We start from the raw sequence: 18,013 nt of genomic DNA on the forward strand, positions 1-18,013 counted from the left end.
CACTTTTAGTAAATTATAATTCCAAAAAATTGATTTATTTATAAAAAAAATTTGGAAATACAAATTATACCTCTACCTTTACAGCGTTTTCGAGTTTTCTTCGTTTGCCTTTCTGGTATAATTACCAATTATTCTTTGAATTCGCTACGTTGTTTTGCTCTATTTTTCAAATTTTATTTTTTTTTCAAATGAACATTTTCGTAGCAAAATTGAATTACGACACTTCTGATGACACTCTATTGGGTGCATTTGAAGAATTTGGCACTGTTGATTCAGCCAAAATTATTATGGACAAATTTACAGGTCGCTCAAAAGGCTTTGGCTTTGTAGAAATGCCAGATGACGCTGAGGCAAAAAATGCCATTAACGCTCTGAATGAAACAGAACTTGACGGACGTACTATTGTGGTTAAAGTAGCTGAACCAAAAGGCGAAAGACCTCAAAGAAGAGAAAGATATTAATCCGTCGTGATTCAATTTGAGGAGTACCTCACCCATGGGTGAGGTACTTTTTTTTATTCCTTTTTGTCTGAAGTATTCAGCCCGATAACAGTGTAAAGAGGGCAAAAACTAATTAGACTGGTAAGTAAAAATACGACGGCAATAACTAAAGCAACTATGCCCCATGTGCCGGTAAGTGTACCATTGTAATAAAGAAAAGCCAGAACCAGAGCCACCAAAACCCGGAGGCCGCGATCAATCAATCCCATGTTTTTTTTCATAATAATTTAAGGTTTGTTTGCTTAAATTTAAATCATAAATGTCTGAAATCAAAGTGTTTTGTAAAATAATTAAAGTAGTTGTTCTTAAAAATAGAATCATTTTTCCAATATCAATTTTCTATAAATAATAAAAACAAATCCAATAGATAAAAAAATATGGCAGGTAAAAACAATGCCGATTTGCCAAAACATAAGAATTAGAGTAATTTTGCGAAAAAATTAAGAAAATATGGCTTTAAGAGCTGGGATAGTAGGCTTACCCAATGTAGGCAAATCAACACTTTTCAATGCGGTTTCAACCAGTGCTAAAGCACAGGCCTCAAATTATAGATTTTGTACAATAGACCCCAATGTGGGCCTGGTTGATGTACCTGATACCCGTCTTGATCAATTGGAAGAAATTGTAAAGCCAAACCGGGTAGTACCCACTCAAATAGAGATTGTGGATATCGCCGGACTTGTGAAAGGAGCAAGCCGTGGAGAAGGACTGGGAAATAAATTTTTGGCCAATATCCGTGAGGTAGATGCCATAATTCATGTGGTGAGATGCTTTGAAGACGAAAATGTACTTAGAGAGGAAGGTCAAATCAATCCTGTTTCAGATAAGGAAATAATTGATACAGAGCTGCAACTGAAAGACCTTGAAAGCGTAGAAAAGAAAATTCAGAAAATCGCCAAACAAGCACGTGTAGGCGGAGATGCCCTGGCAAAGATTGATTTGGAAATATGTGAAAGAGTAAAATCATGGCTCGAGCAAGGCAAAAACGTAAGACAATTGGGCTTGACCAAAGAAGAGATGGTTTCGGTAGAAGATATGTTTTTGTTGACAATCAAACCTACACTTTATGTTGCCAATGTGGACGAGGCCTCAATGCTAACAGGGAATAAATATTCCGAGATGCTTCAAAAAGTAGCAGATGAAGAAGGAAATCAAATGATTGTTTTGAACAACTCCATTGAAGCACAGATTTCGGAGATGGAAGATGCCGACGACAAAGCAATGTTTTTTGAAGAATACAAAATGACTGAGCCAGGGTTGAACAAATTGATCCGTTCGGCATATACGCTGCTTGATTTAGCTACCTATTTTACTGCCGGTGTACAGGAAGTTCGTGCCTGGACAATCCACAAAGGATGGAAGGCACCTCAGGCGGCTGGTGTGATTCATACCGATTTTGAAAAAGGATTTATCAAAGCAGAGGTGATTGCGTTTGATGACCGAATTAATTATGGCACCGAAGCCGCATGTCGCGAAGCCGGAAAACTTAGAATTGAAGGAAAAGAATATATCGTTAAAGATGGAGATGTGATGCATTTCAGATTTAATGTCTGAAAAACTGATATAAATTAAAAGAAATGGCAGCCCTAAAAGCTGCCTTTTCTTTTATCTTGCCAATTCTATCTTCATTTTTTTGCCTTTGATTTTTTGGTCTTTTATGGTTTTAAGAAAGGAAACCAGTTTAGAACTTTTGACTGCCACATAAGAAACAAAATCCTGCACTTCTATCCTACCCAATTCCTCTTTATTAAGACCCCCTTTTTGTAAACAAAAACCTACAATATCAATTTTGTTAATTTTGTCTTTTTTTCCGCCACTGAAATAAACCGTACTCCAAATTTCCTTTGCCGGGAGTTTTTGTTTTTCTTCCAGAATGAGTTCTGTTGCTAAATCTCCGACATAATCGGGTAATTTCTCCTCAGGATTATCAAAAAAATAGGCTGTTCCTGAAGCATTCATTCTGGCAGTGCGGCCATTGCGATGTATAAATTCCTGAGCATGAAATGGAAGAGAATAGTGTATAACATTCTCAATTTCAGGGATATCTAAACCTCTTGCCGCTAAATCGGTGCTTATCAAATACCTTACGCTACCATTGCGGAATTTTATCAAAGCTTTTTCCCGGTCAACTTGTTCTATTTTCCCATGAAAAATTACACAATTGATTTGTTTCTGGTATAATAAACCGGCCAGCTCCTCCGCTTCATCGCGTTGGTTGCAGAAAATCAAAGTAGGTTCCTGAGAAATTTGGCCTAAAAGTGTAATTATCGCCTCAGATTTGTTTTTTGTTTTCACAAATCTCAAACTCAATTTTTGGTTTCCAGACTTTTCATCAATAAAATCCAAAACATTTAAATGTTCAGAATCCACAAATTCCGGAATGCTAATACCTTGCGTTGCAGAAACAAAAACCTGTTTAGAAGGTTTGGGCAGATTATCAAGTATATATTGAATCTGTTCATGGAAACCCATCTCCAGTGACTTGTCAAATTCGTCGTAAACAATGGTTTTAATACTTTTGGATTGTATGGAATTTCGGGTAAAATGATCAGCAATACGGCCTGGAGTACCCACCAGTACCAATGGAGGATTTTTGAGGTTATTCATCTCGACCTCCACGGTATGGCCACCATAAAAAGAATTGATTTTAATTCCGGTACCCATTTCCCGCCAAACTGACTCAATTTGCATCGCCAACTCACGGGAAGGTGCCAAAATAAGCACTTGAATTTGAGGTAAATCTTTATTGATAATATCCAGCAATGGAATCAAAAATGCCAGTGTTTTTCCGGAACCGGTAGGAGATAAAAGTAAAGTATTTTTATTCTCTGAAATGCTTTTCTCAGCCTCAAGCTGCATTTCATTTCTCTCTGCAATTCCGAGTTTCTTCAAGATTTTTTCCATTTTGCAAAGGTAGATAAAGATTTGGGGATATTTTCGGACAAAAAAATGTCACCCGGTTAGAGGTGACATTTAATCATGAAAGGTATTTTTGTTTTTTGATAGTCAAAATTTCTCTGATCTTACTTACCTTTTATGGTCTTAATAATTTGATTTCCAACTTCTGTCCTGATATTCAAAGAGCCAATTTTGTTATTGTCCCGAGTCGGATAAACCCTGTTTGATAAAAATACATAAGTGAGGTCATATTGTGGATCAACCCAATAAAATGTTCCGGTAAAACCAGAATGACCATAGCTTTTAGCCGAGGCCATTTGGGGTCCATTAGAGATTTTCTTATTAAAATCGAGCTTATCAAATGCGATTCCTCGACGGTTACCTTCATAAGGAAACTGATATTCGGTGAAATTATCAACAATTTCAGGTTTAATAAATTGTTTTCCTCCAAAATACCCTTTTTGAAGATATAATTGCAACAATTTGCTCAAATCATTGGCATTTCCAAACAATCCGGCATGGCCCGAAACTCCACCAATCATGCCAGCGGCTTCATCGTGCACATACCCGTGAACCAGCGTTTTTCTATACAAAATGTCTTTTTCTGTAGGTACAATTCTATCTAAACCAAATTGTTTTTTGGGATTATAAGACAAAGAATATGCACCGATAGCCCTGTAGGTTTCTTTCAAATAAGTCTCCATGTCTTTTCCGGTTATGGTCGGAATGATAAAAGGATAAGTCATATAGTGCAAATCGCTGTAAACATATCCCTGAGCAGGATTTACAGGAGACTCTTTAATTTGCTTCATGATTTCCTGAACATAGTTTTTATTCATAAACATCGAATCGGTGATTTCAATGGCATATTCATCCGATTTTATATTTGAAAAAATTCCCGGTTTCCATGCGATACTTTCTGCACTTACAGCTTTGTTCCAAATGTTCTTATTGGTTTTGAGCGTATGGGCGTATTCAATGGTGTATTTTGGAGCTTTTTTAAGCAATTTTTGGAAGAAATTCTGTTTTTTATAAGTTTTCAAAAAATCGTTCTCCAGCTCGGGATGAAGTTCAACGGCTTTTTGCAAAGTAGCAATACTATCGACACAATTAACCCAAAACGGTATGAATGCTTTCAAGCCTGCCCGATGGGTGAGCATATCTTTGAAAGTGAGGTTTTCCTTATTTGAACCTTTAAACTCCGGATAATAATCAGCAAAAGTTTTATCGATATCAAATTTCCCTTCACTGGCCATTTGCATGATGGCTAACCCGGCAGTGGTGGTTTTAGTTACACTGGCAAAATCATAAATATCATCGGGTCTGACAGTACCTTTTGGAATAGTTCCGTTTGATTTGAGTTGTTTTTGTGCCGTAAGGTTATTCGGATTGTCCATCACGTCTGATTGATTTCCTTTCTCAAAGTCAGGCTTTGCCCTTAAAACTTTCTCATTTTGGTCGGCTTGCTCAAAAGTATGAAATCCGACTGCCTTTTGGTAAATTACCCTTCCGTTTTTAGCCACATGCATCACAGCTCCCGGATAAGCTTTTTCTTTTAAACCCAAATTAAGAACCGAGTCAATTCTGCGGTTAAAAATCTTACTGTCAAGACCTGCCATTTCAGGAATTCCATAGGAAAGTCGCCCAATATTGGAGACATTCATGCCATCATTGAGTTTATATTTTTCATTGATACTTGCAGGTAATCTTCCGGATATGTCAATTCCTCCAAAAACAGCCATTGCCGCAGCCTCTTCTGTATATTTTGAAAGTTGACCTGTCAAAATCAGGCCATCAAATGCATCAATATTTTCATATTTATCAAGTGCATAAATATTTCCGAACACCACTAAAATAGCATCTTCCCTTTTGGAAATCTCATTTATAATAGCCTGATTGACAGAATTTACCCCATACTTGGCACCCGGTCTGATATTACTAAGATGCAAACCTACGATCAGATTGCCGGCGTTTTTGATAGTCTCAAGGTCAGAAATAAGCCTGGTGGAATCAACTTTTGATGAATTAATATTTAAGGTAGAAATCTGGGTATAATTAGCCGCCATTTTCTGAAAATCAGTCATATTATCACTGTCAATGGAAACCACTAAGGTGTTCTTTGTCAAATCTTTAACCGGTATTATTTCGTTTTTGTTGGAAATAGCAATAAGCGTTTTTTCAGCCATCACTCTATTCAAAAAGTCAGATTCTATAGTATTTAAATCTTCAATAAGGCCTTCTAATTTTATGGGTTCATAATGATCCAGCCCCACCCATGATTTAGCTTTCAGAATTTTTTTCACCCGCTGATCCAAAATTTCAATGGGCAATTTTTTGGAATCTATTGCAGCCTTGATTGCATCTACTGCCAATGGAACGTCTTCAAAAGTCTCCAGAATATCGTTTCCCGCCAATATTGCTTTTACCAAAGCTTCGCCATTGGGAAAATATTTTACAGCACCCTGCATATCCATGGCATCGGTAAAGGTGAGCCCTTCAAAACCCAGCTCCTTTCTGAGTAAGTCAGATACAATATTTGTTGAAAACGTTGAGGCCAGATTTGGGGTATTATCTAATGAAGGAATACTCAGGTGAGCGGTCATCACTCCAGACAATCCATTATTTATCAGATATTTAAATGGAAATAGTTCATTTTCAGAAAGGTGCTTTTTATCATGCGAAATCACCGGCAAATCATAATGTGAATCCACTCCGGTATCACCGTGACCCGGAAAATGCTTGGCAGTAGTGATGAGCTTCTGACTTTGCATACCCATCATATAAGCCAACGCTTTGTTACTAACGGCCATTTTATCTTCTCCAAACGACCTGAAGTTAATCACAGGATTTTTGGGGTTGTTGTTGATATCGACAACCGGGGCATAATTTACATGAATACCAATTCTTTTTGATTGTCTGGCCACTTCCTGACCCATTCGATAAATCAAATCTTCGCCGCCCGGCATTGCTCCAAGGGCCATTTGATATGGAAAACGCACCGTACTATCTAGTCGCATGGCCATGCCCCATTCCATATCCACCCCGATGAGCATGGGAACTTTAGAAACGGCCTGCAGCTGATTCACGATTCCTGCCTGCACACTGGGCTGTCCACCAAAAAATACTAATCCTCCGATTTTATATTTTTCTACCCACATTTTCAGCTTCTCGGGGGTGTATCCTTTAAAACCCACATTGCCACGTGGCATCAGCAGCTGCCCGATTTTTTCCTCTAAAGTCAAAGTATTAAAAACCGAATCGACCCATTTTTGATTATAATCAGTCAGAAATTCAGGTTTTTTTTGACCAAAAATGAAAATGGATTGAAAACTTAGTAAAAAAGAAAAAATATACTTGAAGCTTTTGTTCATTATGATGAAGGGTTAATATTTCAAATTTAAAGAAATTGAAAATGAAAATACTCAATTATTTGTAAAAAGAGTAAGTCAATAATCTTTAAAATTGTTTCAGGTAACTAATTTTTGCAATGGCGTGATCTTCACGGGCTCTTTGATCTGGTCGCAAATCTGATACAAATTCACGTTTATTAAGTACAAGATAAATGTAAGACAAGGGTTGGTATTCCCATGCGAGACGAAGGTTTACATTATTGGCATTTTGATCAATATTTCTCTGATAAAAACCAATTAACTGCAGTCTTGGATTAAGAGCCAGACGACTTTCCAGAGTCCATAAATCAACATTTTTTGAGGTCTTTTCTTCTCCTACTTCAATGAATTTGTTTCTGTTAAACCGCACATTGAGAGCTACATGAGGCAAAGGAGCAAAGTTTAGCCTGAAATCTGATGTCTGCAGTTTGCCATCGAAATACTTACCGTAATCGCCGTTCCAGACAAAGCTTAGTTTTTTTGAGCCGTCTGTACTATAATAAAAAGTATGGCGGTTGTAACTATATTTACCAGCAGCTATTGCTACACCTAGCGGTGAGAATCCAGTGGTAAGATTTTGGTAGAATGGGGTAAAAATATGTCCGAAAAATCCTCCATTTTGTAACATGAACCATAATGGACTAATCCCCACATTACTTTCTGTCAACTTAAGTGTACTTGCCTGATGATAAACTTCTACCAATAAACTTGGCTCATACGATCGCAACAGTTTTTTGAAAGGAATCCAGTTTCCACGATTATACCAAAAAATACCCGGTGTGGTACCAATCACATCGTTTCTTGATACAAAACCCATCTCAGGATTGTAGTTTTTGGTAACGATGGTATGTGTTGACCATATTTTCCACTGATTATTGGTAAAAAAATACTGTGCCGCACCCGCTACACCTGACATATTAAGTTTGGTATCCTTCGAGCCCGATAACATCCAGTTTAATGAGTGGGTTTCAGTAAGTCTGAAAAAACCATCTATCGTACCTATCAAATTGGTATTGAGTAAGTTATTTTTTGCCGTAAAAATTCCCCCTACCCGATTTTGCTTCCCGAAATTCCTCGAATACCGTGCTACTCCAAAAATAGTGGATGGCATTTTTTCATTGTCCCTTTGCTTAATCAGCATCCCGCCGAAATTGTTTTTGAGTGAACGATGGACAAATCTCCCACCGACATCAATCGGTATTGGATTTCCTGTGGCATCAAGTCCAATTGTACGACTGAAAAATGGCTGTATCCGCATCGAGCCACCCGACATATCACTTGCCTGAGCCACACTTACGCCAAATAAGGATGAATTTTCGAGAAAAAACTGTCGTCTTTCAGGGAAAAACACGGAAAATCGGGTAACATTATTTACCTGCCTGTCAGCATCGGCTTGTGCGAAATCAGTGTTTGCCGTTAAATCTAAAACCGAATTTGGGGTAATAGCCCATTTTAATTCTCCCCCAAACTTAAGTCCATAATCTTCAGGTTTTTTATTTTTTACATTTTCATAAAAATCAAAAGAACTTAATACATAGGGTTGAATTCTGATATTGGTAGATGGCGGTGGAGGTTTAAGACCTGTAAGTTGACCCGCATAATCCATTCTCAAAACGGAGTATGACCTGGGATAGAGCGACATGGCATAATTTTCAAATGTCATTCTTCTCATGCGATTGATATTAAAACCCCAGGTTTGAGTTGAATCTATTGACTTTGAGTATCTTAAGGTTTTCCAGGGAATGGCGTATTCAGCGTACCATCCGGAGTCAGTTCTGGAAGTTCTGATTTTCCAAAGACCATCCCAATCCAAATCTATGTAGCTGTCGTCAAAAGCCAGAAAGTCTCGCTGAACGCCATAAGGATTGGTAGTAAATACCATAGCATTTCTGTGGTCTTTGAAGCCGTCAAACGCCAGGCCAAGAAAATCTGAAGTGCGGGGGTTGAAATCTCGTTTGAAGTCAATTACTCTTATGGATTTTTTTCCAAGAGAATCTTTATTAAATATTCCGAAATACAAAAAATGTTTATTATACAAAACCCTGGCTTCGGTGAGGTGGTCAGGTATTTTGCCCTGATGAGGATCTATTTCCCGAAAATCAGAAAAGGGAGAGGCATTTTTCCAAAAATGTTCATCCAATTTTCCATCAATTTTGATATGACCGGATATTTCAGTGGCCTGAATTTTTACTTTTTCAACCGAAGGTTTGAAAACTTCTGCATCCTGGGCAAAAACTACATGAGATACCAATAGAAAGGGTATCCAAAAACGATGAAGCATTTAAAAGTATTTAATAGGGTTTAACTACAAAAATAGGAAAAATAGGATTCAGACGGTAATTTCCAATCTATTATTTTCCGGGTCCAAAACTACACTTTCATAAAATCCATCGCCGGTGGTCCGCGGCTGACCAATTACTGAAAATCCTTCCTGTTCTAACAAAATAGTAAGTTCATCTACTTTTGCTTTACTTCCAACACTTATTGCCAAATGCGTCAAGCCTAGCATTTCTTCTTTTCCGGGTGAATCTTTTACACTTAATTTGGTCATAATTTCCAAAGCACAGCCATCTTCAAGTGAAAGAAAATAAGACTCAAAACCTTTGGTGACATTTATATATTTTTCATTGGATTTTGCACCAAAATATTTCTCATAAAACATTCTCATTTTCTCAAGGTCTAAGCAATAGATTGCTATATGGGTAATTTTTGGCATTTGATACTTTTTTTTGTTAAAAATAGAAATTTATAGTTATTTTCATCCCAAACTATTTTAGAAAACTATCAAAAGATGAAAAAATACCTCTTCCTATTTTTTGCAATTTCAAACCTTGTCACGGCACAGTCATTCAATAATTTTCCTGTCCAAACCCAAAAACCGCCCCTGCATGGTAAGCATTGGATGGGCATTACAGGAAAGCCACTAGCCGCTGCTGCCGGTTCAATGATTTTTTCAAAAGGAGGTAATGCCGTAGATGCTTCATGTGCCATGCTTGCGGCCACATGTACTATGTGGGATGTACTTAGCTGGGGAGGTGAAACGCAGGCATTGATTTATAATCCAAAAAGTAAAAAAGTAATTGCTATCAATGCCCTTGGAGTGGCTCCAACTGGGGCTACCGCAGATTTTTATAAAAGTAAAGGCTACCAATACCCACCGGAATATGGTCCGCTGGCAGCGGTTACCCCCGGCACAGCAGGTGGTTTGATGACGATTTTAGCAGAATATGGTACTTTGAGCCTTAAAGAAGTTTTGGCTCCGGCAATGCAAATGGCTGAAGGATACCCGATTGAGGCTCAAACGGCCAATTCCATCGAAAGAGGAAAAGACCAGATCAAGCAATGGCCTTATTCTAAAAAAGTATTTTTACCTCATTTGGGAGAAAAAAGAGAAGCCCCTGAAGCCGGTGAGATATTTGTTCAAAAAGACCTTTGGAATACTTTAAATAAACTGGTTCAGACAGAACAGGAAGGACTAAAAAAAGGAAAAAGCCGGAAAGAAGCCATTTACGCTGCTTATGATCGATTTTACAAAGGTGACATTGCCGAAGAAATCGCCAGAGGAACACAGGAACAGGGTGGCTTGATCACCAAACAAGATCTGGCCAACTGGAAAGTTTTCATTGAAGAGCCATTAAGTACCAATTATAAAGGTATTGATGTGTATAAACTGCAGCAATGGACCCAGGGGCCGGCGTTTTTGCAAACACTCAATATGCTCGAAAACTTTGATTTGAAAGGCATGGGCTACAATTCTACAAAATATGTTCATACACTTTACCAAACTATGAATCTGGCCTTTGCTGACCGTGATTTTTACTATGGAGACCCATATTTTCCACCGTCAGAACCTATAAAAGGCTTACTTTCAAAAGAATATGCCAAAGAGAGAATCAAACTTATCAATTGGGAGAAAAACGATCCCAAAGCTGCACCCGGCGACCCCTACCCTTTTGAAAACAAAACCAATCCTTTCCTGGATTTACTAAATGATTGGCAAAAACTCGGAAAAATAAATACCCAAGGCAATCCTGATAAGTTTCTGGAAGAGTTTACCCCAGGTACTACCTCAGTGGTGGCCACTGATGAAGAAGGCTGGGTGTGCTCATTTACCCCTAGCGGTGGCTGGGTACCGGCATGTATTGCCGGAAACACGGGAGTAGGCCTCAGCCAAAGGATGCAATCTTTTGTTTTGGATGCTAAAGAAAATCCATTTAATGTGGTAGAACCCGGCAAAAGGCCAAGGGTTACCCTTACTCCCAGTCTGGCTATGAAAGACGGTAAGCCATTTTTGGCATTTGCAAAACAAGCCGGCGACGAACAAGATCAGTTGTTGTTGCAATTTTTCCTGAATGTGGTTGAGTTTGGAATGACTGTTCAGGAAGCCACTGAAGCAGCCAGTTTCAAAACTTATCAAATGTTTTCATCTTTCGGAAAGCATGAGAAAAAACCCGGTGCCCTAACGCTAAACACCCAAATGCCGGAATGGACTGTCAATAACCTGAAAAACATGGGCTATAAAATTGATTTTCAATCTCGTACCAGTGGCCCAATCAATGCCATTTACTTTGATTGGAAGCATAATAGTTTTTGGGGTGGCAGCAGTAATCATGGGGAAGATTACGGGATTGGGTGGTAAATCCTGAATTATTTAGTTTTTAATGCTGGAAATTCCCCCATCCACGTGAAAAATCTGTCCGGTAATCCAGGAAGACTTATCTGAAAGAAGAAAAGCAACCATTTCAGCTATGTCGGTGGGTTGGCCTATTCTTTTCATCGGGTGGCGTGCATCATTAGCCTGAATTTTTTCTGGTGTATTCAAAATATTTCCAGCCAAAGGAGTATTGGTTAAAGAAGGGGCAATGGCATTAATTCTGATTTGCGGTGCAAATTCGGCAGCCAGTGCCTTTACAAGACCTTCAATTGCTCCTTTTGAGCTACTTACCAAAGAATGGAATGGAAAACCCTGTTGAACTGCCACGGTTGAGAAAACAACTACTGATGATTGAGTGGCCATTTTTAGTCTGGGTAAAATTGCTTTAAAAATTTTGATAAAACCCAAAACCTGAAAGTTGTAGTCATTTATAAAATCTTCCGGGCTTATTCTCGAAAATGGTTTAAGGTTTATACTTCCCGGGCAATAAACCAGGCCATGAACAATTTCAGGAAGCGAGGCCCAATCATAGTCTGTATCCAAAACATTCAGATAAAAATATTTCACTCCGCTGACCTCAGGATTTTTCTTAAAATAGCTGGCAAAAACCTGATGATTTCCCGACGATAAAATTTCAGAGGTCGCTTTCCCAATTCCCGAACTTCCTCCAATTATCAAATAATTATTATGCATTTACTTTTTTTTCAAATAACTATACTAATAATTGAATTGTTTGGAACTTAATACATTATAACTACCTACATTTATATTTTTTGTATAATAATGTAAATACATAAGATATTAATACTAAGTATTTTTAAGTGACACAAATAACTGTTATTCATACACTTAAAAATGATTTTGTGACTATCGTCACACAACTAAATGAGAAACATCTATTAAAACACAAAGTCTTGTCATTTCCCATTTTTTTTATCATACCATATTTGTGCATCAAAATCATATATTAAAAATGAAACTTAAACTTATTACGTTAGTGCTATTGTCTTCCTTTGTCTTAGGAAATGTAGCCTTCGCCCAAACCAAGCTCAGTGCCAAATCGGCAAAAATTTCTTTAAGTGGAAATTCAACAATGCATAAATGGTCTTCAAATGTTACCAAGGTAGCTTTTAGCGGAGATTTTGGTCTTAATGATGGTAATCTTACAAAAATAAATTCAGCAGTCGTTAAAATAGAAACCAAGTCGATCAAAAGTCACAATGACTCAGACTTGATGGATGAAAGGACTCACAAAACTTTGAAAGCTGAACAATTTCCTAACATCAGCTATGAATATACAAATACCCTTTCTTCTGACCTTAATGGAAAAGAAGGAACTATTAAAGTAAATGGGAAGCTTACCATCGCCGGAGTAACTAAACCAACTGACCTTGTTTTGAAAGTTACGACTTTGGCCAACGGAGACATTCAGGTTAAAGGTAGCGAAGTAATCCTGATGACCAATTTCGGTATCAAACCTCCTTCATTTGTGGCTGGAACCCTCAAAGTAGAAGATAAAGTTAACATCGCATTCGATGTTGTTCTAAAAAAGTAATTTAATCAAAATCATATATTTAATTAATCAGTAACCAATAATTTTTAAATTATACTATTATGAAATCTTTTAATACCTTAATGGGAAAAATGGCCGTAGTTGCTTTATTCTCATTGCCAGTGGTAACCCTAGCTCAACAACCAACTATTAATAATCTTCGTGCGTACGACAAATCTGGAATAAACCAGTTTGAAACAAAAAAAGAAACAGATACTAAATTTGAAGGTTTGAAAGTTAGAATCGGTGCCGGTTTTACCCAACAGTTTCAGAGTTTAAGTCACGAAAATGCAGGTCAACCAGCAGCAGGAGCTGTTAAATTATATCCAAGATTAGCTCCAGGTTTCAACGTTGCTCAAGCCAACCTTTATACTGACGTTCAATTAGCCGAAGGTATTGCATTGAATTTAACTACTTACCTTTCTGCCAAACACCACAATGAATCATGGGTAAAAGGTGGATACCTTCAAATGGATAAAATACCTTTCAAAGGTGCTATATGGGATAAATTGAGTAGTGTGATGACTATCAAAGCCGGTCACATGGAAATTAACTATGGTGATCAACACTTTAGAAGAACTGACGGTGGACATGCTCTTTACAATCCATTTATTGAAAACTATATCATGGATGCATTTGCAACAGAAATTGGTGCCGAAGTATATGTTAAGAAAAATGATGTGATAGGTATGATAGCATTATCAAATGGTTTGATCAATGGTGGTGTACAAAAACCTTTGATGCCGGGTAGTACTACTGAAACTGCAAAAAGAGGACCTTCAGTATATGGTAAATTAGCTTATGATAAATCAATTTCTGAAAAAACAAGAGTAAGAGTTGCCGGTTCGTTCTATGCCAACCAAAACAGCGGAAGAAGCACACTTTATGGTGGCGACCGTACAGGTAGTAATTATTGGATGGTTCTTGAACCTGAAACAGCAACTGCTACAGCCAATGCATTTTCTGGCAGAGTAAACCCAGGTTATACCAATCAAATTACTGCTCTTCAATTAAATTTGTTTGCAAAAGTTCAGGGATTTGAATTCTTTGGTACATTTGAAAACGCAAAAGGTGGTACAAATGCTGAAAAAGTTGCAAAACTTGATAAAAGAAGTGCTAATCAAATTGCAACTGACTTGATTTACAGAATAGGACAAAAAGAAAATGTATTTCTTGGACTAAGATATAATGTTGTTAATGGTCAAATGATTGCTACAAAAGCTGACAAACAAAAAATTGACAGAGTAGCTTTTGCCGGTGGATGGTTTGTAACTGACAACGTGCTTCTTAAAGGTGAATATGTTAAACAACAATACACTGATTACCCAACTGGAAATATCCTTAATGGAGGTAAATTCAATGGTGTAGTAATAGAAGCAATCGTAGGATTCTAAGTTAAGCTTTATATAAAACAAAACTAAATAACAGAGTCTCAGGTAATGAGGCTCTGTTTATTTGCAAATATTGGAATCATGATTTTTAGCATTTTAATATCTTATCTTTTACTTTTTGTTGAAAAGCCTGTTACTCTCAACTACCAAATTGACGATCGGAGTGTGCTTTCTCTGGAAGGTTCAACCAATATTACCGATTTTAGATGTGGATGTAAAGATAAATTTTCAAAGGCTAGTCTTACTGCTGATTTTAATAAATACAGCAAGCATGTAGATTTTCAAAATGCACAATTAAATATCAGAACTACCGCTTTGGATTGTAATAACCGCCTAATGAATAAAGACCTTTACACATCACTAAAAGCCGAAACCCATCCACAAATAAAAGTTGAAATCATTAATGCCATTCCTAAGTCAAGTATTAAGGAATTTGAGCAAAATAAAGCTTATGACTACACCGCTGTTACAATTATCACAATTGCGGGAAAAGCTATGGCACAGGTTTTAGATGTGAAAATTTCGAAAGTAGGTCAAAATGCCTTCAAACTAAAATCAACCAAAAAAATATCAATGAGTGAATACGGTATAACGCCCAAAAGCCCGATCAGACTGATTAAAATAGACGATAAAGTTGATATTAATTTTGAATTGATAGTAAAATTAAATTGACAGTTTTAGAAGCTGTATTTCAGTTGGATCTTTATCTCATTTTTCTTGTTACCGGGCAACTGATCATTCCCGCTTCCAATTATTTCTCCTTTTTTCAAAGTGGTATTTGACCATCGGATCCAGGTTTGCAGGTGTCGGTTAACGGGTACTCTTAAAATAGCATAATAACGCATTCCTTTTCCATAATACGCAGGAAAAGAAACCGCATAAAGTACGTCATTTTCATAAGCATATATTCTGGAATCATAATCATCCGTATTGAAATAAGCCATCCGGCCCTTAAATTGAAGCCGTTTAATACTAGCCTCGACATCCTGAATAATCACATAACCTTCTGAATCAGATATTCCCGATTTTATAAATGAATTTCGCTGGATTTTGGATTGAAATTTTATCGTTTTATTCCAAAAATATTCGGCACCATAAACAATATTATCTCTAAAAGTATTTTGCAACTCTCTGGCGGTCAATTCATCTGAAGAAATATTTTTTTGCTTCTCTTCGTGGTGCCAAGCTATATACTGATTAAAAATCTTGTTGGGTCGATGCGAAAGCCTGATCTGGTAATCATGCCCAACCGAGGGAGCATTAACCTGATATTTCAACCATGGAAATCTGAATCTATCATAAAAACCCGAGACTTCCAGGCCTTTTTTAATCGTATATTTTAAACCATTATAAATTCCCCTCTCATTGATGCTTCTTGTGCCTTCCGAAAAAGCTGAACCATAAAACGAATGAAAATCGGGAGCATAATTTCGCAGGTTAAGAGCCCATTCAACCTTCGGACCCAAAGACCCAACTGAACCCAAAATATAACCCATACCGCCTGAAGAAGACCTTGCTGCTTCCCCGAAAAAGTTGAAATTTTGCCATGAAATTGAGAAATTGGGACCTAAAACTGTATTGTTTTTTCCGGTAAATTCATAAAAATTATACAATTGTTCCCGCTTCTTAAAATCCTGATTAAAAGCAGTATGCAAGACCGAAAAGCCCAAATGCAGATGCGGAAGTCTGTAAAGGATATTTCCTCCATAATTATTTTCTATTATCTGGTCTTTGTTTGCAATTTCGCTTTCGGTACGATGAAAACCAGAGCTTAGAATTGAACTGAAATAAGTATCCTGATCATCTTCCATTTCAGTAACTGAGGCATCCCTCCTATTTCTTCCATACATTGACGTAATCTCCAGATTTTTAAATTTTAAAGTATTTGCTATGCCACGCAAACTCCCATTTTCTAAAACAGAATTAAATGGTTTTATTCCCAAATTGCCCCTTCGGGTTGTATAAACGGGCTCACTACCTTTTCCAGGGGCAAATCCTGCCGAAAAAATCATTCCCTGACCAAACTGAACCAGGTAGTCTCCCAGAACAATATTTTTCAAAAAAGCTTTGTTTTGAACCTGAATATGGAAATTTGCAAAATCAAAAAACTTCTTTTCTCCTGCGTCTTTTTCACTTACAAAACCCATGCTATAATCTCTGGCGTGTGCCATTCTGTAACGGGTGTAATACCTTTGTCTGCTTCCCAAATACTTATCTTCCCGATAGCCCCTCGAAGGCTCCAAAATCTGATCAGCTCTAAGTAGGAGGTAATGTTCCGTTGATTTTGAAGCAAAATTTTTGAGATTTGTACTCCCCCAAATATTTTTAATCGTAATAAAAGGTAAAATAAGCCTTATATCTTCAATAGAAATGCCATCAACCGCCTGGAGTTCATAAATACTCAAAAATGCACCATATTTTAGCCTGTGACTAATTATTGCATTAATTTTAGATTCACTTAACAAAAACAGACTCCTCAGTTCAGCGGCGTCAGCCCGGTTAATGTCAATGGGATTTTGGTATAATGTAAAAAGGTTTTCATATAAATCTTCATAATTGATATCTTCGGTTTGAACCGGAGTCAGATTTTGGATAAAATTATTTAAGTCAATTTCCTGTTTCATTAAAACCTGAGCATAAGAGATTTTAATAACCATTGCCACAAGAAAAAATACCCAAATTGTTTTTTTCATTTTCCTCTAATTTTATAATGTAAAGAAAAATGATGGCTCAACCCTACGGATGGAATCGTGGCAACTGCATAATCAAACGATTTATTATCAAAAACTCCTCCCAGCCCGAAATGAACGGTTTTTTGAACCGGATTAATGCCAGTCATCAATTTGAGATTAGGTCTTACGGCGTATTGAAGGCCAGTACGTAATTCGGGTTTGCGGTTTAACGGATAATCAAGCTGTATCGAAAACCTGGCACTTTTGGAAAGATTTAGAATCGCCCCGGTAGAAACTATTGTTGGCAAATCTTGACTGGAATATAGTGATGCCCGGGTAAAATTGACTACATGAAGCCCGAGATTGAAAAAACGATGCGGAGTCACAATAATACCAAATTCACCAAGAAAGGTTTGTTTTGATGATACCTCTTCGATTTTATTGTTTAATATTGAGAACTTCAAGCCCATCGAAACTTTGTCAAGTTTTTTGCTAATAGCCAGGCCTGCTCTGCTTTCCTTATAGAATTGATCTCCAAAACTATCGGCTGAAAAACCAAAAGAAAATCCTTTTTTGTGAGTCGTGGCCCATGCCCCCAAGGTATTAAAGCCCTCGATCGGCAAAACCCTAAAATAGCTTAAACCCAAGCTAGTTTCCTTAAAAAAAGACATCCCGGCGGGGTTATTATAAATTGAAGTCCGGTTAGGGAATGCGACTAAGCTATTGGCCATCGCATAGTTTTCGGCTCCAAGAGAAGTATATTGAGCTGAAGATGTATGGAATACATTTAAAAGTAATATTGTGGCAATCAGGTGTTTCAGGATTAATATTTTTTTTAAAAATAAGTTTAAAAAAATTATTTCCAAAAAAAATGAGCACAAAAATCAGAAATTCAGTTGTTTATATTTTTGAAATTCTCAATTAATCTGTCTTTAATATCTTTTTTATGTATTGGCA

The 18,013-nt window shown here is 37.1% G+C and carries 14 protein-coding genes; 6 read left to right on the top strand and 8 right to left on the bottom strand.

Features of this window, described 5'->3' with window-relative positions; all coding sequences use genetic code 11:
- The first annotated feature begins 188 nt into the window (after positions 1-188).
- The gene (locus tag IPP61_19145) at positions 189-461 is read left to right on the top strand and encodes an RNA-binding protein (GenBank protein ID MBL0327245.1); all 273 of its coding nucleotides are present in this window, start codon (positions 189-191) and stop codon (positions 459-461) included.
- 53 nt (positions 462-514) lie between these two features.
- On the opposite strand, the gene IPP61_19150 is transcribed toward IPP61_19145, so the two are convergent.
- Entirely contained in the window at positions 515-721 is a 207-nt protein-coding gene (locus IPP61_19150; GenBank protein MBL0327246.1) for a DUF2892 domain-containing protein, read from the bottom strand.
- 229 nt (positions 722-950) lie between these two features.
- Between IPP61_19150 and ychF the strand changes: the two genes are divergently transcribed.
- Entirely contained in the window at positions 951-2,054 is a 1,104-nt protein-coding gene (ychF, locus tag IPP61_19155) for a redox-regulated ATPase YchF (GenBank protein MBL0327247.1), read from the top strand.
- Positions 2,055-2,105: 51 nt separating this feature from the next.
- Here the strand turns inward: ychF and IPP61_19160 are convergent, their stop codons facing one another.
- The 4 genes from IPP61_19160 to IPP61_19175 form a co-directional block, all read right to left on the bottom strand.
- The gene (locus IPP61_19160) at positions 2,106-3,404 is read right to left on the bottom strand and encodes a DEAD/DEAH box helicase (GenBank protein ID MBL0327248.1); all 1,299 of its coding nucleotides are present in this window, start codon (positions 3,402-3,404) and stop codon (positions 2,106-2,108) included.
- 119 nt (positions 3,405-3,523) lie between these two features.
- Positions 3,524-6,769: a serine hydrolase gene (locus IPP61_19165; protein ID MBL0327249.1), complete on the bottom strand. Its 3,246-nt coding sequence runs from the start codon at positions 6,767-6,769 to the stop codon at positions 3,524-3,526.
- A gap of 85 nt (positions 6,770-6,854) precedes the next feature.
- The gene (locus IPP61_19170; GenBank protein ID MBL0327250.1) at positions 6,855-9,068 is read right to left on the bottom strand and encodes a carbohydrate binding family 9 domain-containing protein; all 2,214 of its coding nucleotides are present in this window, start codon (positions 9,066-9,068) and stop codon (positions 6,855-6,857) included.
- 48 nt (positions 9,069-9,116) lie between these two features.
- Positions 9,117-9,503: a VOC family protein gene (locus IPP61_19175; protein MBL0327251.1), complete on the bottom strand. Its 387-nt coding sequence runs from the start codon at positions 9,501-9,503 to the stop codon at positions 9,117-9,119.
- A 75-nt stretch (positions 9,504-9,578) separates the two neighbouring features.
- Between IPP61_19175 and IPP61_19180 the strand changes: the two genes are divergently transcribed.
- On the top strand, positions 9,579-11,426 hold the full coding sequence (locus IPP61_19180) for a gamma-glutamyltransferase (protein ID MBL0327252.1): 1,848 nt from the start codon (positions 9,579-9,581) through the stop codon (positions 11,424-11,426).
- A gap of 12 nt (positions 11,427-11,438) precedes the next feature.
- On the opposite strand, the gene IPP61_19185 is transcribed toward IPP61_19180, so the two are convergent.
- Positions 11,439-12,134, bottom strand: a complete 696-nt coding sequence (locus tag IPP61_19185; protein ID MBL0327253.1) for an SDR family oxidoreductase — start codon at positions 12,132-12,134, stop codon at positions 11,439-11,441.
- Positions 12,135-12,414: 280 nt separating this feature from the next.
- Here IPP61_19185 and IPP61_19190 point away from each other — a divergent pair, with 280 nt between their 5' ends.
- Genes IPP61_19190 through IPP61_19200 form a run of 3 tightly spaced genes read left to right on the top strand, consistent with a single transcriptional unit; the run spans position 12,415 to position 15,056 of the window.
- Positions 12,415-12,996, top strand: coding sequence for a YceI family protein (locus IPP61_19190; protein ID MBL0327254.1), 582 nt, complete (start codon positions 12,415-12,417; stop codon positions 12,994-12,996).
- A gap of 59 nt (positions 12,997-13,055) precedes the next feature.
- Positions 13,056-14,387 carry a hypothetical protein gene (locus IPP61_19195; GenBank protein MBL0327255.1) on the top strand — a complete coding sequence of 444 codons (1,332 nt, stop codon included), beginning with the start codon at positions 13,056-13,058 and terminating at the stop codon, positions 14,385-14,387.
- 45 nt (positions 14,388-14,432) lie between these two features.
- Positions 14,433-15,056 (top strand): YceI family protein, encoded by a 624-nt coding sequence (locus tag IPP61_19200; protein ID MBL0327256.1) that lies wholly within the window; start codon positions 14,433-14,435, stop codon positions 15,054-15,056.
- Between the two features lie 5 nt (positions 15,057-15,061).
- Here the strand turns inward: IPP61_19200 and IPP61_19205 are convergent, their stop codons facing one another.
- Both IPP61_19205 and IPP61_19210 read right to left on the bottom strand, forming a co-directional pair.
- Entirely contained in the window at positions 15,062-17,077 is a 2,016-nt protein-coding gene (locus IPP61_19205; protein ID MBL0327257.1) for a helix-hairpin-helix domain-containing protein, read from the bottom strand.
- Positions 17,074-17,922: a hypothetical protein gene (locus IPP61_19210; protein MBL0327258.1), complete on the bottom strand. Its 849-nt coding sequence runs from the start codon at positions 17,920-17,922 to the stop codon at positions 17,074-17,076. The genes IPP61_19205 and IPP61_19210 overlap by 4 nt, the downstream gene beginning before the upstream one ends.
- Positions 17,923-18,013: the final 91 nt, after the last annotated feature.

The organism is Cytophagaceae bacterium (assembly GCA_016722655.1).
Lineage (GTDB): Bacteria > Bacteroidota > Bacteroidia > Cytophagales > Spirosomataceae > Leadbetterella.